The organism is Pseudomonas reinekei (genome assembly GCF_001945365.1).
Lineage (GTDB): Bacteria > Pseudomonadota > Gammaproteobacteria > Pseudomonadales > Pseudomonadaceae > Aquipseudomonas > Aquipseudomonas reinekei.
This window is the reverse complement of record NZ_MSTQ01000008.1, coordinates 129,828-149,947: the sequence shown is the minus strand read 5'-3', so window position 1 is coordinate 149,947 and position 20,120 is coordinate 129,828. Positions and strand designations below refer to the sequence as shown.

General features: G+C 60.2%; 13 protein-coding genes. 1 reads left to right on the top strand and 12 read right to left on the bottom strand.

What is annotated here, in order from left to right:
- Positions 1-107: 107 nt before the first annotated feature.
- From hemE to BVK86_RS15405, 11 genes are all read right to left on the bottom strand, one after another.
- Positions 108-1,175, bottom strand: coding sequence for a uroporphyrinogen decarboxylase (gene hemE, locus BVK86_RS15460; RefSeq protein ID WP_075947245.1), 1,068 nt, complete (start codon positions 1,173-1,175; stop codon positions 108-110).
- A 253-nt stretch (positions 1,176-1,428) separates the two neighbouring features.
- Positions 1,429-2,847: an FAD-dependent oxidoreductase gene (locus BVK86_RS15455; protein WP_075947244.1), complete on the bottom strand. Its 1,419-nt coding sequence runs from the start codon at positions 2,845-2,847 to the stop codon at positions 1,429-1,431.
- 33 nt (positions 2,848-2,880) lie between these two features.
- Entirely contained in the window at positions 2,881-7,326 is a 4,446-nt protein-coding gene (gltB, locus tag BVK86_RS15450) for a glutamate synthase large subunit (protein ID WP_075947243.1), read from the bottom strand.
- 349 nt (positions 7,327-7,675) lie between these two features.
- A complete protein-coding gene (locus BVK86_RS15440; protein ID WP_075947242.1) occupies positions 7,676-9,271 on the bottom strand; it encodes an AAA family ATPase in 1,596 nt (531 codons plus the stop codon).
- 10 nt (positions 9,272-9,281) lie between these two features.
- Positions 9,282-10,382 carry a 3-dehydroquinate synthase gene (gene aroB, locus BVK86_RS15435; RefSeq protein WP_075947241.1) on the bottom strand — a complete coding sequence of 367 codons (1,101 nt, stop codon included), beginning with the start codon at positions 10,380-10,382 and terminating at the stop codon, positions 9,282-9,284.
- A 151-nt stretch (positions 10,383-10,533) separates the two neighbouring features.
- Positions 10,534-11,052, bottom strand: a complete 519-nt coding sequence (gene aroK / locus BVK86_RS15430) for a shikimate kinase AroK (protein ID WP_015093141.1) — start codon at positions 11,050-11,052, stop codon at positions 10,534-10,536.
- Between the two features lie 4 nt (positions 11,053-11,056).
- Positions 11,057-13,132 (bottom strand): type IV pilus secretin PilQ, encoded by a 2,076-nt coding sequence (locus tag BVK86_RS15425; RefSeq protein ID WP_075947240.1) that lies wholly within the window; start codon positions 13,130-13,132, stop codon positions 11,057-11,059.
- Positions 13,133-13,145: 13 nt separating this feature from the next.
- On the bottom strand, positions 13,146-13,670 hold the full coding sequence (locus tag BVK86_RS15420) for a pilus assembly protein PilP (RefSeq protein ID WP_075947239.1): 525 nt from the start codon (positions 13,668-13,670) through the stop codon (positions 13,146-13,148).
- Positions 13,667-14,290 (bottom strand): type 4a pilus biogenesis protein PilO, encoded by a 624-nt coding sequence (pilO, locus tag BVK86_RS15415; RefSeq protein WP_075947238.1) that lies wholly within the window; start codon positions 14,288-14,290, stop codon positions 13,667-13,669. Before pilO ends, BVK86_RS15420 begins: the two co-directional genes overlap by 4 nt.
- Positions 14,287-14,853 carry a PilN domain-containing protein gene (locus BVK86_RS15410; RefSeq protein WP_075947237.1) on the bottom strand — a complete coding sequence of 189 codons (567 nt, stop codon included), beginning with the start codon at positions 14,851-14,853 and terminating at the stop codon, positions 14,287-14,289. Before BVK86_RS15410 ends, pilO begins: the two co-directional genes overlap by 4 nt.
- The gene (locus tag BVK86_RS15405) at positions 14,853-15,914 is read right to left on the bottom strand and encodes a pilus assembly protein PilM (RefSeq protein WP_075947236.1); all 1,062 of its coding nucleotides are present in this window, start codon (positions 15,912-15,914) and stop codon (positions 14,853-14,855) included. The genes BVK86_RS15410 and BVK86_RS15405 overlap by 1 nt, the downstream gene beginning before the upstream one ends.
- Before the next feature lie 218 nt (positions 15,915-16,132).
- Between BVK86_RS15405 and BVK86_RS15400 the strand changes: the two genes are divergently transcribed.
- On the top strand, positions 16,133-18,571 hold the full coding sequence (locus BVK86_RS15400) for a penicillin-binding protein 1A (RefSeq protein ID WP_408002981.1): 2,439 nt from the start codon (positions 16,133-16,135) through the stop codon (positions 18,569-18,571).
- A gap of 238 nt (positions 18,572-18,809) precedes the next feature.
- On the opposite strand, the gene BVK86_RS15395 is transcribed toward BVK86_RS15400, so the two are convergent.
- On the bottom strand, positions 18,810-20,078 hold the full coding sequence (locus BVK86_RS15395; protein WP_075947234.1) for a malic enzyme-like NAD(P)-binding protein: 1,269 nt from the start codon (positions 20,076-20,078) through the stop codon (positions 18,810-18,812).
- Between the last annotated feature and the right edge of the window lie 42 nt (positions 20,079-20,120).

The window sequence follows — 20,120 nt, the reverse complement described above, 5'->3', positions numbered from 1 at the left end:
ACGAAAGAACTCCTACAAGCAGTGATCTCAGCTAACTAAGGAAAGCTGAGCATAAAAAAGCCTGTCGGGCACCAGGCCGGACAGGCTTTCGATCACGTCAAAGACGGTTATTCGTGATACTGCGCCGACAGCTCATGTACCGCACGCAAGAAAGCACCGGCATGTTCCGGATCGACTTCCGGCGTGATGCCGTGCCCCAGGTTGAACACGTGGCCGCTGCCTTTGCCGTAGCTGGCCAGGATGCGTCCGACTTCGGTGCGAATTGCTTCCGGCTTGGCGTAGAGCACGGTCGGGTCCATGTTGCCTTGCAGGGCGACTTTGTCGCCGACACGGGCACGGGCATTACCGATGTCGCAGGTCCAATCCAGGCCCAGTGCATCGGCGCCGGCATCGGCGATGCTTTCCAGCCACAGGCCGCCGTTCTTGGTGAACAGGATCACCGGCACCTTGCGGCCATCGTGCTCGCGGATCAGGCCGTTGACGATTTTCTTCATGTAGGCCAGGGAGAATTCCTGATACGCCGCCGCCGACAGGTTGCCGCCCCAGGTATCGAAGATTTGCACCGCTTGGGCACCGGCCATGATCTGGCCGTTGAGGTAGCTGGTGACCGACTGCGCGAGTTTATCCAGCAGCAGGTGCATGGCTTGCGGGTTGTCGTAGAGCATCGCCTTGGTCTTGCGGAAGTCTTTCGACGAGCCGCCTTCAACCATGTAAGTGGCGAGGGTCCATGGGCTGCCGGAGAAGCCGATCAGCGGCACACGGCCGCTCAGCTCGCGACGGATCGTGCTGACGGCGTCCATCACGTAACCGAGGTCTTTGTGTGGATCAGGGATCGGCAGGGCTTCGATGTCAGCCAGGGTGCTGACGACTTTCTTGAAGCGCGGACCTTCACCGGTTTCGAAGTACAGGCCCTGGCCCATGGCATCGGGGATGGTCAGGATGTCGGAAAAGAGGATCGCCGCGTCCAGTTGTGGATAGCGGTCAAGCGGTTGCATCGTGACTTCGCAAGCGAATTCCGGATTCATGCACAAGCTCATGAAATCACCGGCCTGGGCACGGCTGGCGCGGTATTCAGGCAGGTAGCGTCCGGCCTGGCGCATCATCCACACGGGGGTGACATCTACAGGTTGCTTGAGCAGGGCGCGCAGGAAACGGTCGTTCTTCAGGGCAGTCATGTCGGCATCCGGAAAAAAAGTGCGGGCATTTTCTCAGAGCCGGAGGCAAAAGGCACGGCAAGCGCCGCACCTTTTGTCTATCGGGTCAATTTGTCGCGGGTAAACACGGCATTCAGCAACACCACGAAACAACGGTGGGAGCGAGCCTGCTCGCGAAGGGGCCTGTACATCCAACATCGATGTTGGCTGACAGACCGCTTTCGCGAGCAGGCTCGCTCCCACAGGGGTTACTGCATTTGGCTCTGGATCGGGCTTAAACGCCCAGGTAATCCAGGATCCCTTCGGCGGCATTGCGGCCTTCGAAGATTGCCGTCACCACCAGGTCAGAACCGCGAACCATGTCGCCACCGGCGAAGATTTTCGGGTTGCTGGTCTGGTGTTTGTACTGGCCTTGTTCCGGGGCCACGACGCGGCCCTGGCTGTCGGTCTGGATGCTGAACTGCTCGAACCACGGCGCCGGGCTTGGACGGAAACCGAAAGCGATGACCACGGCGTCGGCCGGGATGATCTCTTCGGAGCCCGGGATTGGCTCGGGGCTGCGACGGCCACGGGCGTCCGGCTCGCCGAGACGGGTCTCGACCACCTTCACGCCTTCGACCTTGTCTTCGCCAACGATGGCGATCGGCTGGCGGTTGTAGAGGAATTTCACGCCTTCTTCCTTGGCGTTCTTCACCTCTTTGCGCGAACCCGGCATGTTGGCTTCGTCACGACGATACGCACAGGTCACCGACTTGGCGCCCTGGCGAATCGAAGTACGGTTGCAGTCCATCGCCGTGTCACCACCACCGAGAACCACGACCTTCTTGCCTTTCATGTCGACGAAATCTTCCGGCGACTTTTCAAAGCCCAGGTTGCGGTTGACGTTGGCGATCAGGAAGTCCAGCGCGTCGTAGACGCCCGGCAGATCCTCACCGGCAAAACCGCCCTTCATGTAGGTGTAGGTGCCCATGCCCATGAATACGGCATCGTATTCTTCGAGCAATTGCTCCATGGTCACGTCCTTGCCCACTTCGGTGTTCAGGCGGAACTCGATGCCCATGCCGGTGAAGACTTCGCGGCGATTGCTCAGCACGGTCTTTTCCAGCTTGAACTCGGGGATGCCGAAGGTCAGCAGGCCACCGATTTCCGGGTTCTTGTCGAACACCACCGGGGTCACGCCACCACGTACCAGCACGTCAGCGCAGCCAAGGCCCGCAGGCCCGGCGCCGATGATCGCGACACGCTTGCCGGTCGGCTTGACCTTGGACATGTCCGGGCGCCAGCCCATGGCGAACGCGGTGTCGGTGATGTACTTCTCCACCGAACCGATGGTCACCGCGCCGAAGCCGTCGTTGAGGGTGCACGCACCCTCGCACAGTCGATCCTGCGGGCACACCCGGCCGCAGACTTCCGGCAAGGTGTTGGTCTGGTGCGACAGCTCGGCAGCCGCGAGGATGTTGCCCTCGGCCACCAGTTTCAGCCAGTTGGGAATGAAGTTGTGCACCGGGCACTTCCATTCGCAATACGGGTTACCGCAACCCAGGCAGCGGTGGGCCTGGTCGGCCGACTGCTGGGGTTTGAAGGGTTCGTAGATTTCCACGAACTCTTTCTTGCGTTGACGCAACAGTTTCTTCTTCGGATCCTTGCGCCCGACCTCGATGAACTGGAAGTCATTATTCAGACGTTCAGCCATTGTTAAAACCTCATCAAACTCTTCAGGCGCATATCACTGCGGGTTGGCACGGGTGCTGGAAAGCAACGATTTCAGGTTGGCAGCCTTAGGCTTGACCAGCCAGAAACGACGTACGTAATCATCGAGGTTCTCGGCGAGTTCACGACCCCACTCGCTGTCGGTTTCCTCGACGTACTCGTTCAGCACGCGTTGCAAATGGCTACGGTAGGCTTCCATCGCCTCGCCGCTGATCCGCTGGATTTCCACCAGTTCATGGTTGACCCGGTCAACGAAGGTGTTGTCCTGGTCGAGCACGTAGGCGAAACCACCGGTCATGCCAGAGCCGAAGTTGTAACCGGTCTTGCCCAGGACGCAGACGAAACCACCGGTCATGTACTCGCAGCAGTGATCACCAGTGCCTTCCACAACGGTGTGGGCACCGGAGTTACGCACGGCGAAACGCTCGCCCGCGGTGCCGGCGGCGAACAGCTTGCCGCCGGTGGCGCCGTACAGGCAGGTGTTGCCGATGATGGCACTGTCCTGAGTCTTGTAGACGCTGCCCTTCGGCGGAACGATGACCAGCTTGCCGCCGGTCATGCCTTTGCCGACGTAGTCGTTGGCGTCGCCTTCCAGGTACATGTTCAGGCCGCCGGCGTTCCAGACGCCGAAGCTCTGACCCGCCGTACCCTTGAAGCGGAAGGTGATTGGCGCGCTGGCCATGCCCTGATTGCCGTGCTTGCGGGCGATTTCGCCGGAAATCCGCGCGCCGATCGAACGGTCGCAGTTGCAGATATCCAGTTCGAATTCAGCGCCGCTCAGGTCGTTGATCGCCGAGGTGGCCATGTCGACCATTTTCTCGGCCAGCAGGCCTTTATCGAACGGCGGGTTGCGTTCCACGCCGCAGAACTGCGGTTTGTCCGCCGGCACATGGTCGCTGCCCAGCAACGGCGTCAGGTCCAGGTGATGTTGCTTGGCGGTCTGCCCTTCGAGGACTTCCAGCAGATCGGTACGGCCGATCAGCTCTTCGAGGGAGCGCACGCCCAGCTTGGCCAGCCACTCACGGGTTTCCTCGGCGACGTAGGTGAAGAAATTCACCACCATGTCGACGGTACCGATGTAGTGATCCTTGCGCAGCTTCTCGTTCTGAGTCGCGACGCCGGTGGCGCAGTTGTTCAGGTGGCAGATGCGCAAGTATTTGCAGCCCAGGGCGATCATTGGCGCGGTGCCGAAGCCGAAGCTTTCAGCGCCGAGAATGGCGGCCTTGATCACGTCGAGGCCGGTTTTCAGGCCGCCGTCGGTTTGTACCCGGACTTTGCCGCGCAGGTCGTTGCCACGCAGGGTCTGGTGGGTTTCGGCGAGGCCGAGTTCCCACGGCGCGCCCGCGTATTTGATCGAGGTCAGAGGCGATGCACCGGTACCACCGTCGTAGCCGGAGATGGTGATCAAGTCCGCATAGGCCTTGGCCACACCGGCGGCAATGGTGCCGACGCCGGCTTCTGCTACCAGCTTCACCGAGACCAGCGCTTTCGGGTTGACTTGTTTCAGGTCGAAAATCAGCTGCGACAAGTCTTCGATCGAGTAGATGTCGTGGTGCGGCGGTGGCGAAATCAGGGTCACGCCCGGCACGGCGTAACGCAGCTTGGCGATCAGACCGTTGACCTTGCCGCCTGGCAGTTGACCGCCCTCGCCCGGCTTGGCGCCTTGGGCAACCTTGATCTGCAGCACTTCAGCGTTGACCAGGTATTCCGGGGTCACACCGAAACGGCCAGTCGCGACCTGTTTGATTTTCGAGCTCTTGATGGTGCCGTAGCGCGCCGGGTCTTCGCCGCCTTCACCGGAGTTGGAACGCGCACCGAGGCGGTTCATGGCTTCGGCCAGGGCTTCGTGAGCTTCCGGCGACAGCGCACCCAGGGAGATGCCGGCGGAGTCGAAGCGCTTGAGCACCGATTCCAGCGGTTCGATTTCGCTGATGTCCAGCGGAGTGTCGAGGGTTTTGACTTTCAGCAGGTCGCGGATCATCGACACCGGGCGGTTATCCACCAGCGACGTGTATTCCTTGAACTTGCTGTAGTCGCCCTGCTGCACGGCGGCTTGCAGGGTGTTGACCACGTCCGGGTTGTACGCGTGATATTCGCCACCGTGGACGAACTTCAACAGGCCGCCTTGCTGGATCGGCTTGCGCGGACTCCAGGCTTCGGCGGCAAGTGCTTTCTGCTCGGCTTCGATGTCGACGAAACGCGCACCTTTGATACGGCTTGGCACGCCGCGGAAGCTCAGGTTGCAGACTTCCTCGGACAGGCCGATGGCTTCGAACAACTGCGCACCACGGTACGACGTGATGGTCGAGATACCCATCTTCGACAGGATCTTGAGCAAGCCTTTGGTGATGCCTTTACGGTAGTTCTTGAACACCTCGTAGAGGTCGCCCAGCACTTCACCGGTACGGATCAGGTCGCCCAGCACTTCGTAAGCCAGGAACGGATAAACGGCAGAGGCGCCGAAACCGATCAACACGGCGAAGTGGTGCGGATCGCGAGCGGTCGCGGTTTCCACGAGGATGTTGGAGTCGCAACGCAGGCCTTTTTCGGTCAGGCGGTGGTGGACCGCGCCGGTGGCCAAGGATGCGTGGATCGGCAGCTTGCCCGGAGCGATGTGACGGTCACTCAGCACGACCTGGGTACGACCGGCGCGCACGGCTTCTTCAGCCTGATCGGCCACGTTGCGGATCGCCGCTTCGAGGCCGACGCTTTCGTCGTAGTTGAGGTCGATGATCGTGCGCTCGAAGCCCGGACGATCAAGGTTCATCAGCGAACGCCACTTGGCCGGGGAAATGACCGGCGAGCTGAGGATCACGCGCGAAGCGTGTTCCGGCGACTCCTGGAAGATGTTGCGTTCGGCACCGAGGCAGATCTCCAGCGACATAACGATCGCTTCACGCAGCGGGTCGATCGGCGGGTTGGTCACCTGTGCGAACTGCTGGCGGAAATAGTCGTACGGCGTGCGCACGCGCTGGGACAGCACGGCCATCGGCGTATCGTCGCCCATCGAGCCCACGGCTTCGTAGCCCTGTTCGCCGAGCGGACGCAGCACCTGGTCGCGCTCTTCGAACGTGACCTGGTACATCTTCATGTATTGCTTGAGCTGATCGACGTCGTAGAACGCCGAACCGTGGTCATTGTCTTCCATGGTCGCCTGAATGCGCAGGGCATTCTTGCGCAGCCATTGTTTGTACGGATGACGGGACTTCAGGCGGTTGTCGATCGCATCGGTGTCGAGGATCTGACCGGTTTCGGTGTCCACGGCAAAGATCTGGCCCGGGCCAACGCGCCCCTTGGCGAGCACGTCTTCAGGCTGGTAGTTCCAGACACCGATTTCGGACGCCAGGGTGATGAAGCCGTTCTTGGTGGTAACCCAACGCGCCGGGCGTAGACCGTTACGGTCGAGCAGGCACACCGCGTAGCGACCGTCGGTCATTACCACACCGGCCGGGCCGTCCCACGGTTCCATGTGCATCGAGTTGTATTCGTAGAACGCACGCAGGTCGGGGTCCATGGTTTCGACGTTCTGCCACGCAGGCGGAATGATCATCCGCACGCCACGGAACAGATCGATGCCACCGGTGACCATCAGCTCGAGCATGTTGTCCATGCTCGAAGAGTCGGAACCGACGCGGTTGACCAGCGGGCCGAGCTCTTCCAGGTCCATCAGATCGTTGCTGAACTTGGTGCGACGGGCCACGGCCCAGTTGCGGTTGCCGGTGATGGTATTGATCTCGCCGTTGTGCGCCAGGAAGCGGAACGGTTGAGCCAGCGGCCATTTCGGCAGGGTGTTGGTGGAGAAGCGCTGGTGGAACACGCAAATCGAGGTTTGCAGGCGCTCATCGCTCAGGTCTGGATAGAAGGCGGTGAGATCCGCCGGCATCATCAGGCCTTTATAAATGATGGTCTTTTGCGAAAAGCTGCAGACGTAGTGGTCGGTGTCAGCGGCGTTGGCCACGGACGAACGGCGACGAGAGGTGAACAGCTTGACGGCCATGTCCTGATCGCTCAGGCCTTCACCGCCGATGAACACTTGCTCGATCTGCGGCAGACGCTCAAGGGCCAGGCGACCGAGGACGCTGGTGTCGATCGGCACTTTGCGCCAGCCGACGAGATGCAGGCCGGCAGCCAGGATCTCGCGGTTCATGTTCTCGCGAGCGGCTTCGGCTTTGACCGGGTCCTGGTTGAAGAAGACCATGCCCACGGCATATTGCTTGGGCAGGTCGACGCCGAATGTTTCCTGGGCGATGGCTCGCAGGAACACGTCCGGCTTTTGAATCAGCAGACCGCAACCGTCACCGGTCTTGCCGTCGGCATTAATCCCACCGCGGTGGGTCATGCAGGTCAGGGCCTCGATGGCCGTTTGCAAAAGGGTATGACTGGGCTCGCCCTGCATGTGGGCTATCAGGCCGAAACCGCAGTTATCCTTGAATTCATCTGGTTGGTACAGACCTGCTTTCATAGACACTTTCTCACCAGGCTGCCTCTCATCGAGGCAAATTTCTTTTCAATTCAACCACTTACCATCCACGCCGAACGTACGCCAGCTTTGCAGAGGCAAAAGGGAGGTCATTGTACACACCGACACGGAGGCTCACAAATTTGACGACGAAATGTCGCAAATCTATGTCGCATTTGTGAAAGGTTTAAAGCGATCTGCTGTGCTAGTCAAAACTTTTTTAATTCTGACCGCAACGACTCAAAGACTACTGTGACGCAGACACCACAAGGCACGCGGCCTGTAGAGGCGGCATGCCGTGCAGAAATTTTGAGGTGCTTGGAGAGGCGGCCTGGGTAAGGCCGCCGAATCTTCAGCGAGTTGTTGCCAGTTCCTGTTGGACGCTGGCGACAGTGCGAGGCCAAGGTTTACCAGCCTGAACCTTCGCTGGCAAGGCCTTGATGGCGGAAACGGCTGCATCGCGGTTGCTGAAACTGCCGTAGGTGATGACGTAAAGCGGTTTGCCGTTCAGTACTTTCTTGAAGTACCGGTACTCGCCGCCCTGCTCCTTGACGAAGTTTTGCGCAGCCGCTTCGGAGCTGGTGCCGAGGATCTGCACCACGTAGTTACCCGGCGCCTGTCCGGCGTACCAGGTACCACCCGCTGCCTTGGTGGCGGCGGCTGGTTTCTCGACAGGCTTGGCCGCGGCGACGGCCGGTTTCGCAGGCGCCGGGGCAGGCTTGGCGGCAGGCGCCGGAACTGGCGCAGGTTTGGCGGTAGCAACCTGAGTCGGTGCCGGAACCGGCTTGGTCACCGGCGTCGGCGCAGGGCCGGCCGGAACGCCCGCAGGCGGCGCAGTGGTGGTGGTGACGGTCGGCGGGGTCTCGCTGGAACCTTCAAGCGGAACGCCATCGTCGCCTTCGGTGATACCACCCGCCGCTTCAGCCAGAGGCCCCCGCATGACAGGCTGCGAGTTACCGACCAACGGCAGCGGCATTGGCTGCGTATTGCCGGCAAATTCGACGGCTGGCGCACCACCGTTCGACTGAGGCGCACCCTGGCCGAGCGGCAATTGCGCCTGTTCGTTGGCCGGAGCACCCGTGGTCGGTGCCTTGCTGCGACCCGGCATCAACCAGGCGGCGGCTACCGCGACCACGACGACGGCGGAAATCGCCAATACGTGTTTCTTCGGCATATTGAACCCCATACTTGGACGTTTCACCGCTGAGCGGCTGGCAATCATGGCTTCGATCATTGCATCGCGGGCAACCTGGTTGATATTGCCAGGCCAACCCTCGGAGCTTTCGTGAATATCAGAGATCTGATCCGCGGTGAAAAGTTCGATACCCCGACCCGCACCTTCAAGGCGCTGGTCCAGGTATTCGCGGGTTTCTTCTTCGGTGTAAGGCTGCAGCTCGATGACGTGGAAGCGCTCTTCCTCGAGGCTCAATTGCTCGAGTTGGGCAATCAACGACGACTCGCCGAACAGGAACACATGCGGGCGTCCTTCCGGTGCACCGGCACCCAGCGCCATCAACGCTTCGAGCGCGGATTCATCGAGCTGCTCGGCGTCATCCACCAGCAGATAGACCTCCTGACCGGTCAGCGCCAGTTGCACCACCTGAGCCAGGATGGCGCCGATCTCAGGCTGGGCAACGTCCAGCGCCTGGGCGACCTGACGCAGCACACCCGCCGAATCGCCGGCGCCACGGGCGGACACCACCACGCTCTGCACCGACTGTTTATTGGTGCTGGCCACCAAAGCCTGACGCAGCAGGGTTTTGCCACTGCCTTGTGGCCCCGTGACCACCAGCAGCAACTGGCTGTAACGCGCCAGGTGATGCAACTGCCCCAGCACGGGCTTGCGCTGGGCCGGGAAAAACTTGAAGCCAGGCACCCGTGGAGCGAAAGGGTCATGACTCAACTGGTAATGGCCGAGGAAAGCCTCGTCGGCATGCAAACTAGTCATCGCGTTCTTATTAACCTTTAAGCTGAGCCAGGGCGCGGTAATCCGCTCCCAGCGTGGCCTGTAGAACCTCTTTCGGATAATCGTCGGTCACCACTGCTTCGCCCATGTGGCGCAGCAGCACCAGGCGCAAACGACCGTCGATCACTTTTTTATCAATTGCCATGTGTTCGAGGAAATCGGCCTCGGTCATCTCTTCAGGCGGGATGACCGGCAACCCGGCGCGCTGGAACAAACGAATACCGCGATCGCGCTCCTGCTCACTGATCCAGCCCAGGCGCGCGGACATCTCAAGCGCCATTACGGTGCCAGTCGCCACGGCTTCACCGTGAAGCCAGACACCATAGCCCATGTGGGTTTCGATGGCATGACCGAAGGTGTGACCGAGGTTGAGCGTGGCTCGCACACCGGTCTCTTTTTCGTCGGCACCGACCACCGCAGCCTTGGCCGCGCAGGAACGTTCGATGGCGTAAGTCAGGGCCTGTTGGTCCAGGTTGCGCAGGCGATCGACGTTGTCTTCGAGCCAGGTCAGGAACGGCTCGTCGCAGATCAGCCCGTACTTGATGACCTCAGCCAGGCCGGCAGACAGTTCCCGGGCCGGCAGGGTATTGAGGGAAGCGGTGTCGATCAGCACGACGTTCGGCTGATAGAAGGCGCCAACCATGTTCTTGCCCAGCGGATGGTTGATCCCGGTCTTGCCGCCCACGGAAGAGTCGACTTGCGACAACAGCGTGGTCGGGACCTGAATGAAATCAACACCGCGCTGGTAACAAGCGGCAGCAAAACCGGCCATGTCACCAATCACGCCGCCGCCAAGGGCGATCACGGTGGTGCGGCGATCGTGCCGGGCGGTCAGCAGGCCGTCGAAGATCAGTTGCAGGGTTTCCCAGGTCTTGAAGGCTTCACCATCGGGCAACACCACGGAAATCACCGAGAACTGCGCCAGACTGCGGGTCAGACGTTCGAGATAGAGCGGCGCAACGGTTTCGTTGGAGATGATCGCCACTTGCCGTCCGCGAATATGCGGGGCCAGCAGCTCAGGCTGATCCAACAAACCTTCGCCAATGTGAATCGGGTAGCTGCGCTCGCCTAGATCGACCTTGAGTGTCTGCATGTGTCCCCACAGTGAAGATGGAATCAGGCGTCCTGCCTTGAATTAACGAATGTCCACGGCCTCAGCTGGTGTGACGCCGTTCGGTAGCCAGCCGCCACAACCGTGTGCGGTCATGGCGGGACGCCGAGGATAGCGCATTTCGTGCGGCGCTTTAACGGGGCGGCAGCTGCTGCAGACGTTCCAGAATATCGAGCACGACCATTCGCGGTGGCCGCTCATCGGTTTCCACCACCAGATCGGCGATTTCCCGATAAAGCGGATCGCGGATCGCCAGCAGGTCCCGAAGGGTCTTGGCCGGGTCGGCGGTGCGAAGCAAGGGACGATTGCGGTCGCGAGCGGTGCGCCCGACCTGCTGCTCGACGGAGGCATGCAGATAGACCACGCGACCGCCGGCGTGCAGTGCCCGACGATTGGCCTCGCGCATGACAGCACCTCCACCGGTCGCCAGCACCACGCCGTCGTAATCGCACAGCTCGGCAATCATGGCCTGCTCGCGATCACGAAAGCCCGGTTCGCCTTCTTTATCGAAGATCCATGGGATATTGGCGCCCGTGCGTAATTCAATTTCCTTATCGGAATCTTTGAATGGCAAGCGCAGCTCTTTGGCCAGCAACCGGCCGATGGTGCTTTTTCCAGCGCCCATCGGTCCTACAAGAATCAAATTTCGCACAGAATCAACGACTCACAGCAATCGCCTGGTTATTCATGATACGCGGAGTGAGAAACACCAACAGCTCGGATTTTTTCTCCGAAACCACGTCACGCCGGAAAAGGCGGCCAAGATACGGCACATCGCCAAGAAATGGCACCTTATCTACAACCTTGCTCTGAGTATTTGAGAAAACACCACCAATGACGATGGTCTCGCCATCATTGACCAGGACTTTGGCGTTGACTTCGTTTTTCTTTATCGGCGGCACATCCTGGACCTTGTTCAAGTAGTCCGGCTCGTCCTTGGTGACCTTCACCTCCATGATGATCCGGTTGTCCGGCGTGATTTGCGGGGTGACCTCTAGCGACAGCGAAGCCTCCTTGAACGACACGGAGGTGGCGCCGCTGGAGCTGGCTTCCTGATAGGGAATCTCGGTGCCCTTGAGGATCTTCGCCGTTTCCTTGTCGGACGTGACCACCTTGGGTTGTGAGACGATTTCGCCGTTGCCGGTTTTCTCCATGGCGGTCAGCTCAAGGTCCAGCAGGACATTGTCGGTGATGAAGGCAATGCCGATTCCCGAGGTATTGTTGACTGCCCCCAGGTCGACGAACGGTGAATTGGTGCTGGTGCTGCCCGGCGTGCCGATGGTCGATGACGCATTGGCACCGTTGCTGACGCCCGACGTATTCCAGTTGCCCTTGTTCTGGATCGAGCCCCCCCAGCGCACGCCCAGGCTTTTGTCGTAATCGACGTTGGCTTCGACGATGCGCGCCTCGATCATCACTTGCCGCACCGGAATATCCAGTTGCGCCACGATCCGACGCAGCTCGTCGAGTCGGTCCTGGGTCTGGTAGGCGATGATGTTGTTGGTGCGCTCATCGACAGTGATCGAACCCCGTTCGTCGATTTTCGACTCGGCACTGGTCACCGACTGAAACAGCTTGGCGATATCGGCTGCCTTGGCATAGTTGACCTGAAGCAGCTCGCGACGCAGCGGCGCGAGTTCGGCGATTTGCTTTTGCGACTCCAGCTCCTGGCGCTCACGGGCGGCAATTTCATCGGCCGGCGCCACCAGCAGGACATTGCCGATTTTGCGTTTGTCCAGGCCCTTGGTTTTCAGCACCAGATCCAGTGCCTGGTCCCAGGGGACGTTTTGCAGGCGCAGGGTAATGCCGCCTTGCACCGTGTCGCTGGCCACCAGGTTGAGATTGGTAAAATCGGCGATCAATTGCAGCACCGAGCGCACATCGATGTCCTGGAAGTTCAGCGAAAGTTTTTCACCGCTGTAGGCGTAACGGTCGGCGTTACGTTTTTGCAGGTCGTCGGCGGTCATCGGGCGGATGCTGACGGTCAGCTTGTTGTCGGTCTGGAAGGTCGAATAATCGAAGACCCCGCTGGGCTCGATGGTGATCGTGGCTCTGTCGCCGGTGGAATTGGCATTGACGAACTGCACCGGCGTGGCGAAATCCTTCACATCCAGGCGCACTCGCAATGGTTCGGGCAAACGGGTCCTGGCGAAACCGAGAATGATCTTGCCCTCGCGCTCCTGGATGTCGGGCGCAATGGAAGGATCCGACAAATCGATCACCACATTGCCTTCACCCTGGGTGCCGCGCTGGAAGTCCACGCCGCGAATGGTCTTGCCTGCCGCCGCAGCCGGGCGCACCGGGGGCGTTGCCGCAATGGCGGTGACGACCGGTCGCGATACCGTGCTTTTGCCACCCTGCCCGACCACGACGAACAGGTTGTTGCCTTCGACGCGCGTGTTGTAAGGCGTCAGCTGGGTCAGATTGATGATCAGCCGCGTACGATCCTTGGCCTCGACCACTGTTGCGCTGCGGGCGTTGCCGGCGCCCAGGTCACGGGTCTTGCTGGTCAAGTGGCTGACCACGCCAGGCAGGTCGATGGCGATCCGCGCGGGCGACTCCGTGGTGTAACCATTGGGCGGCGGCGGTGGCTCATCGAACGCCAACTTCAACTCGATGCGGTCGCCCGGCAGCGCTGCAACCTCCAGCGCCTTGAGGTTGGCCGCTTGTACCATCGGCGACAGCAACGCTATCCATAGCGACATTCCGAGGGTGGAGAAAATCCTGTTCATTTTTCGAGTTCCACTATGAGTGTTCTTTCAAAGGGAGGGTCCGCGGTCTTTCCAGCCAGGCACCTTCACCATCCGGGACGATTTCGACCACGTCGACCTGGGTGCTGCTGATGGCGACTATTCGCCCATCGTTACGCCCAAGGTAATCGCCGACCTTCAGCCGATGCACCCCGCCGGCCCCGCGCAACAGCGCAAAGGAGCCCGCCGCGTTGGAAATCGTGCCGACCATTTCAAACTGCTCGATATTGAAACCCTCGAGGTATTGCTTGACCCGGCTCGGGTCTGGCTTGACGTTACGCGACCCTTGTTTCTGACCAGCCAGGTCGATTCTGACCTGCCGGGAAAAGGGGCTGCGCAGGTTCGCCGCGTTGTAGGTGAATGTCGGGTAAGACCGGAATGTCGGCGTTGGTTCAATCTTTCCCGGCGCCCGCAGGCGCATTTCGTTCATGTAGGCGTCCAGGTCACTGAAGTCCTCGCCACCGCAACCGGCCAGGACGACCAGCAATAGCGCTACGGTAAATCCGCGAACAAGGCTCATTGACGTAGCCCTTTGTCGTTGTAGCGATAGGTCTTGGCCAGGATGCTCATGCGCAGTTTCGGTCCGCCGTCAGGATTGACCGGGGACAGGTCGAAATCATGCAGGGTGACGATACGCGGCAGCCCGGCCACTCCGCTGACGAACGTCGCGAGGTCGTGATAGGCGCCGGTGACGGTAATCTGGATCGGCAATTCGATGTAGAACGGCTGGGTCACCTCCGGCAGCAGTTTGATTTCTTCAAACTCCAGACCACTGCCCAGACCGGTGCGGGTGATGTCTTCCAGCAGACCAGGCACTTCGGTGTCGCTGGGCAATTGACGCAGCAGCACACCAAAGGAGTTCTCCATCTCTTTCATCTGTTGCGTATAAAGCTCAAGGTTCGCCGCCATGTGCGCCTTGGTGGCGAACTGCTCTTTGAGGGTCGACTCTTCTTCGCGCTTGAGATCAAGCTGGGTCTGCAGCTCACTGGTGGAAAAGCTGTAACCCAGCGACAGCACCAGCACCATCAGTAACACAGCCACCAACACCTTGATCGCGGGGGGCCAGGAACCAATGTTGTTGGTGTCCAGTTCATTGATGTCGATCTTGCGCAGCCCTTCGAACCACCGGGTAAGGCTCATTTCCCGCCCTCCACGGCAGCAGGCTGCGTCTGACGCACGCTCAACTGAAAGACGTTGGCTTGATCCAGCTGACCTGCGGTGGTCGCTTTCACTTCGGTCAGACTGGGGGCATCGAACCAATCGGACGCATCCAGATTTCGCATCAGATCGGAAACACGATTGTTCGATTCTGCCGCACCGCTGATCGACAAGGTCTTGCCTGACATTTTGACTTCAGTGAAATAGACCCCGTCCGGCAAAGTACGCGCGAGCTGATCAAAAATCCGCCCACTGATCGGTCGGTTGCCTTGCAGGTCCTGGATGATGCGCATGCGCTCTACCAGCTGCTGGCGACGAGCCTTGAGCTCACTGATCTGCTTGATCCGCTCATCGACCACAACGATCTGTTTGCCGATGTAATCGTTGCGCGCAACCTGTCGGTCGATGGCGTTGTTGATGGCCTGATTGGCGATCAATACCGCGCCTGTCGACCCCACAAGCACGCCGACCAGAATCAATAGAAAGTGTTTGCGGCGTTGTTCACGCAGTTCCTCGCGCCAGGGTAAAAGATTGATCCGTGCCATCAGTCAAAACTCCTGAGGGCCAGACCGCAGGCGATCATCATGGCCGGGGCGTCGCTGGTCAGGGCCGCGGCATTGACCTTGCTGCTCAGGGTCATTTCGGCAAACGGATTGGCAACCTGCGTCGGCGTGCCCAGCTGCTGTTCGATCAATCGGTCCAGCCCGGAAACCGAGGCGGTGCCGCCCGCCAAAAGGATCTGATCGACTGAATGGTACTGACCGGACGCGAAGAAAAACTGCAACGAACGGGACACCTGCTGTACCAGTGCCTCGCGGAACGGCTGCAACACCTCGCGCACGTAATCGTCCGGCAGGCCGCCCTGCTTCTTCGCCAGCCCCGCCTGCTCGACAGTCAGCCCGTATCGACGCTGGATCTCTTCGGTCAGTTGCCGCCCACCGAACAATTGTTCGCGGGTGTAGATGATTCGCCCGTTGAACAGCACGCTCAGGGTAGTCATGGTCGCACCGATATCGACCACCGCCACCAGACGTTCTTTCGACGCCGCCAACTGACTGGCCAGCAAACCGAATGAGCGCTCCAGGGCATAGGCCTCCACGTCGACCACCCGTGCGGTGAGCCCGGCCAGGGTCAATACCGCTTCGCGAACCTCGACGTTTTCCTTGCGACAGGCGGCGAGCAGTACGTTGACCCGCTCGGGGTTGCGCGCTGACGCCCCCTGGACTTCGAAATCGATGGCGACTTCATCCAGCGGATAAGGGATGTACTGATCGGCCTCGATCTTGAGCTGGCTTTCCATCTCGTCATCGGAAAGCCCCGCATCCATCTCGATGGTCTTGGTGATCACCGCCGAACCGGAAACGGCCACGGCGACGTTCTTGACGCTGGTCCTGGCCTTGACCAGCACGCGGGAAAGGGCCTGGCCCACGCCTTCGAGCTCAGCGATGTTTTTCTCGATCACCGCGCTGGCAGGCAGTGGCTCGACCGCATAGGCCTCGACCCGATAACGGTCGCCCTGACGGCTCAGCTCCAGAAGTTTCACCGAGGTGGAGCTGATGTCGATCCCTAGAAGCGTATTGGCTTTTTTGTTGAAGAGTCCTGGCACTAGCAATTCCCTATGACTATCCGTGAGTTACGGACTCTGTAATATGTGTTGCGTTCCCTCCGCCCGTCTTGACAGCAGCCGCCAATGACGCCTGCACCGGAAAAATGCTTATAATGCCCAGCGTTTTTTTTCCGCTTTTTCTCAAGCGCGGGTCGTTCGCCTTTAGCCTGAACCCTGATGCCTAATTCATTCTTTGCCCTGGATATCCAAAAGCCTTGATTCGTCTGCTGAAATTTTTCGGTTGGTCCATCGTCGCGGTTTTCTGCGGACTGCTTCTGGGTCTGAGCGGGGCGTTTCTTTACCTTAGCCCCGGATTGCCGTCCGTGGAGGCTCTGAGAAGCATTCAGTTGCAGATTCCATTGCGGGTCTACAGCAGCGACAACAAGTTGATCGCAGAATTTGGCGAAATGCGCCGCACACCGATCAGGTTCGCCGACATTCCCCCCAACTTCATAAATGCGTTACTAAGTGCTGAAGACGACAATTTCGCCAACCATTATGGCGTTGACCCCAGCAGCCTGATGCGCGCGGCCACCCAACTGGTCAAGAGCGGCCACATTCAGTCCGGCGGCAGCACCATCACCATGCAGGTGGCGAAGAACTTCTTCCTGACCAGCGAACGCAGCTTCTCGCGCAAAACCACTGAGATTCTCCTGGCCTTGCAGATCGAACGTCAGTTGACCAAGGACGAAATCCTTGAGCTGTACGTCAACAAGATCTATCTGGGCAACCGCGCCTACGGGATCGAGGCGGCGGCCCAGGTGTATTACGGCAAGTCGATTCGTGACGTCAGCCTGGCGCAAATGGCGATGATTGCCGGCCTGCCAAAAGCCCCGTCGCGCTTCAACCCGCTGGCCAACCCGGCCCGCAGCAAGGAGCGTCGCGACTGGATCCTGGGGCGCATGTACAAGCTGGGCAAGATCAGCGAAGCCGATTACACCGCCGCGATCAACGAGCCGCTGAACGCCAGCTATCACGTACCGACTCCGGAAGTGAACGCCCCTTACATCGCCGAAATGGCCCGTGCCGAAATGGTCGGCCGCTATGGCAGCGACGCCTACACCGAAGGTTTCCGCGTCACCACCACCGTGCCGAGCAACCTTCAGGAAATGGCCAACACCGCCCTCCACGAAGGCCTGATGACCTACGACCAGCGTCACGGCTATCGCGGCCCTGAATCCCGCCTGCCGGGCAAGACCCGCGAAGCCTGGGCCACTGAACTGACCAAGCAGCGCACCATCAGCAGCCTTGAGCCGGCCATCGTGACCCAGGTCGACAAGACCGGTCTGCAGGTGCTGACCCGCACCGGACAGGAGCACGTCAACTGGGACACCATGAAATGGGCTCGCCCGTTTTTGAACACCAACAGCATGGGCGCCAATCCGAAGCAGCCGTCGGATGTCGCTCAGGTCGGCGACCTGATTCGCGTCCAGCGCCAACCGGACGACTCGCTCAAGTTCAGCCAGATTCCACAGGCCCAGGGCGCGCTGGTATCCCTTGATCCGCAGAACGGCGCCATCCGCTCGCTGGTGGGTGGTTTTGCCTTTGAGCAGAGCAACTACAACCGTGCATTGCAGGCCAAGCGCCAGCCGGGTTCGAGCTTCAAGCCATTCGTTTACAGTGCCGCGCTGGACAACGGGTACACCGCCGCCAGCCTGGTGAACGATGCACCGATCGTGTTCGTCGACGAGTACCTGGACAAGGTCTGGCGTCCGAAGAACGACACCAACACCTTCCTTGGCCCGATCCGCTTGCGTGAAGCGCTGTACAAGTCGCGCAACCTGGTGTCGATCCGCCTGCTGCAAGCAATGGGCGTCGGCAAGACCATCGACTACATCACCCGTTTCGGCTTCAACAAGCAGGACCTGCCGCCCAATCTGTCCCTGGCACTGGGCACCGCGACCCTGACGCCGATGGAAATCGCGACCGGCTGGAGCACCTTCGCCAACGGTGGCTACAAGATCACTCCTTACCTCATCGACAAGATCGAAAGCCGCAACGGCGACACGCTTTTCGTCGCCAATCCGCCGAGCGTGCCGAAGGGCGGCACGGCCACCGACGGTATCGCCGCGCCAGTCGCCGAGGCCTTTACCGTCAATGCCACCCCGAGCGACACGCTGAACGCGCAACCGGCGGCACAAGCACCGGCGGTGGCTGAACGCATCGTTGATGGCCGCACGACCTACATCCTCAATAGCATGCTCGAGGACGTGATCAAACTCGGCACCGGCCGTCGCGCCCTGGCCCTGGGCCGTGGCGACATCGCGGGTAAAACCGGTACCACCAACGAGTCCAAGGACGCCTGGTTCTCCGGTTATAACGCCGATTACGTGACCACGGTCTGGACCGGCTTCGACCAGCCTGAAAGCCTGGGCCGCAAGGAGTTCGGCGGTACCGTCGCCCTGCCGATCTGGATGAACTACATGGGCGCCGCGCTCAAAGACCTGCCGCCCCACACGCAGGCAGAGCCCGAAGGCATCCTGAGCCTGCGCGTAGACCCGATCAGCGGCCGCGCTGCCACTCCGAGCACGCCAGGGGCCTACTTCGAACTGTTCAAGGCCGAAGACACGCCGCCATCGGTGAACGAGCTGGGTAACGGCAGTGCGCCGGGCAGCCCGCTGCCAGCGGATGAAGCGGCGCCGATCGACCTGTTCTGATCGCAGCCACATTGAAAAGCCCCGCCTTCGAGAGAAGCGCGGGGCTTTTTTACATCTGACCGTTTTGCATTGACTGAACCGGCCTCTTCGCTGGCAAGCCAGCTCCCACTCCTGACCGCACTCCCCTGCGGGAGCTGGCTTGCCAGCGCTGGAACCCTAAAGGCAACACAAAACCCACAGGCATAAAAAACCCCGACTCATGACGAGCCAGGGCTTTGGGTTGAAGTGCTACAACGGCTTAGCCGTTGAACACGTCATCCACGCTTTTCAGCGGGTAGTTCTTCGGATACGGCAGGGTCGCCACACCGGTCTCGATGGCGGCTTTAGCGACGGCATCGGAGATCAGGGTGATCAGGCGGGCATCCATTGGCTTCGGAATGATGTACTCACGACCGAATTCCAGCTTGATGCCGCCGTAGGCGTCGCACACTTCCTGAGGCACTGGCAGCTTGGCCAGTTCGCGCAGGGCGTTGGCTGCAGCCACTTTCATTTCTTCGTTGATGCGCTTGGCGCGAACGTCCAGGGCACCACGGAAAATGAACGGGAAGCCCAGTACGTTGTTGACCTGGTTCGGGTAGTCCGAACGGCCGGTGGCCATGATCACGTCGTTACGGGTGGCGTGCGCCAGTTCCGGGGAAATTTCCGGATCAGGGTTCGAGCAAGCGAACACGATCGGGTTAGGCGCCATGGACAGCAGGCCTTCAGCGCTCAGCAGGTTCGGACCGGACAGACCGACGAACACGTCTGCGCCTTCCAGCGCATCTGCCAGGGTGCGTTTTTCGGTCGCGTGAGCGAAAACAGCCTTGTACTGGTTCAGGTCGTCACGGCCCGAGTGGATCACACCGGTACGGTCAACCATGAAGATGTTTTCGATCTTCGCGCCCATGCTCACCAGCAATTTCATGCAGGAGATGGCCGCAGCGCCAGCGCCCAGGCAGACGATTTTGGCTTCCGGCAGGGTTTTACCGGCGATTTCCAGGGCATTGATCATGCCGGCCGCGGTTACGATCGCGGTGCCGTGCTGGTCATCGTGGAATACCGGGATGTCGCACTGCTCGATCAGAGCGCGCTCGATCTCGAAGCACTCAGGTGCCTTGATGTCTTCCAGGTTGATGCCACCGAAGGTGATGGAGATGCGCTTGACGGGGTCGATGAAGGCTTGCGGGCTTTCGGAGTCGACTTCGATGTCGAAAACGTCGATGCCGGCGAAGCGCTTGAACAGCACGCCTTTACCTTCCATCACTGGCTTGGAAGCCAATGGGCCGAGGTTACCCAGGCCCAGAATCGCGGTGCCATCGGAAATGACTGCAACCAGGTTGCCTTTGCCGGTGTATTTGTAGGCCAGTTCAGGATCGCGGGCGATTTCGCGTACTGGTTCGGCTACGCCGGGGCTGTAGGCCAGCGACAGGTCGCGGGCGGTAGCGGTGGCCTTGGTGAGCTCGACACTCAGCTTTCCTGGACGAGGATTGGCGTGATATTCGAGAGCGGCAGTTTTCAGATCAGACATTTTGGCATTCCGCTTTTACTGTGGGACAGACTGGTCAGCGAG

What these genes read in the sequence shown, in the direction of transcription:
- BVK86_RS15410 (WP_075947237.1), bottom strand. Translation starts at nt 14,853, where the DNA reads ATGGCACGGATCAATCTTTTACCCTGGCGCGAGGAACTGCGTGAACAA.
- hemE (WP_075947245.1), bottom strand. Translation starts at nt 1,175, where the DNA reads ATGACTGCCCTGAAGAACGACCGTTTCCTGCGCGCCCTGCTCAAGCAA.
- BVK86_RS15420 (WP_075947239.1), bottom strand. Translation starts at nt 13,670, where the DNA reads ATGAGCCTTGTTCGCGGATTTACCGTAGCGCTATTGCTGGTCGTCCTG.
- BVK86_RS15455 (WP_075947244.1), bottom strand. Translation starts at nt 2,847, where the DNA reads ATGGCTGAACGTCTGAATAATGACTTCCAGTTCATCGAGGTCGGGCGC.
- gltB (WP_075947243.1), bottom strand. Translation starts at nt 7,326, where the DNA reads ATGAAAGCAGGTCTGTACCAACCAGATGAATTCAAGGATAACTGCGGT.
- BVK86_RS15440 (WP_075947242.1), bottom strand. Translation starts at nt 9,271, where the DNA reads ATGACTAGTTTGCATGCCGACGAGGCTTTCCTCGGCCATTACCAGTTG.
- BVK86_RS15425 (WP_075947240.1), bottom strand. Translation starts at nt 13,132, where the DNA reads ATGAACAGGATTTTCTCCACCCTCGGAATGTCGCTATGGATAGCGTTG.
- BVK86_RS15395 (WP_075947234.1), bottom strand. Translation starts at nt 20,078, where the DNA reads ATGTCTGATCTGAAAACTGCCGCTCTCGAATATCACGCCAATCCTCGT.
- pilO (WP_075947238.1), bottom strand. Translation starts at nt 14,290, where the DNA reads ATGAGCCTTACCCGGTGGTTCGAAGGGCTGCGCAAGATCGACATCAAT.
- aroB (WP_075947241.1), bottom strand. Translation starts at nt 10,382, where the DNA reads ATGCAGACACTCAAGGTCGATCTAGGCGAGCGCAGCTACCCGATTCAC.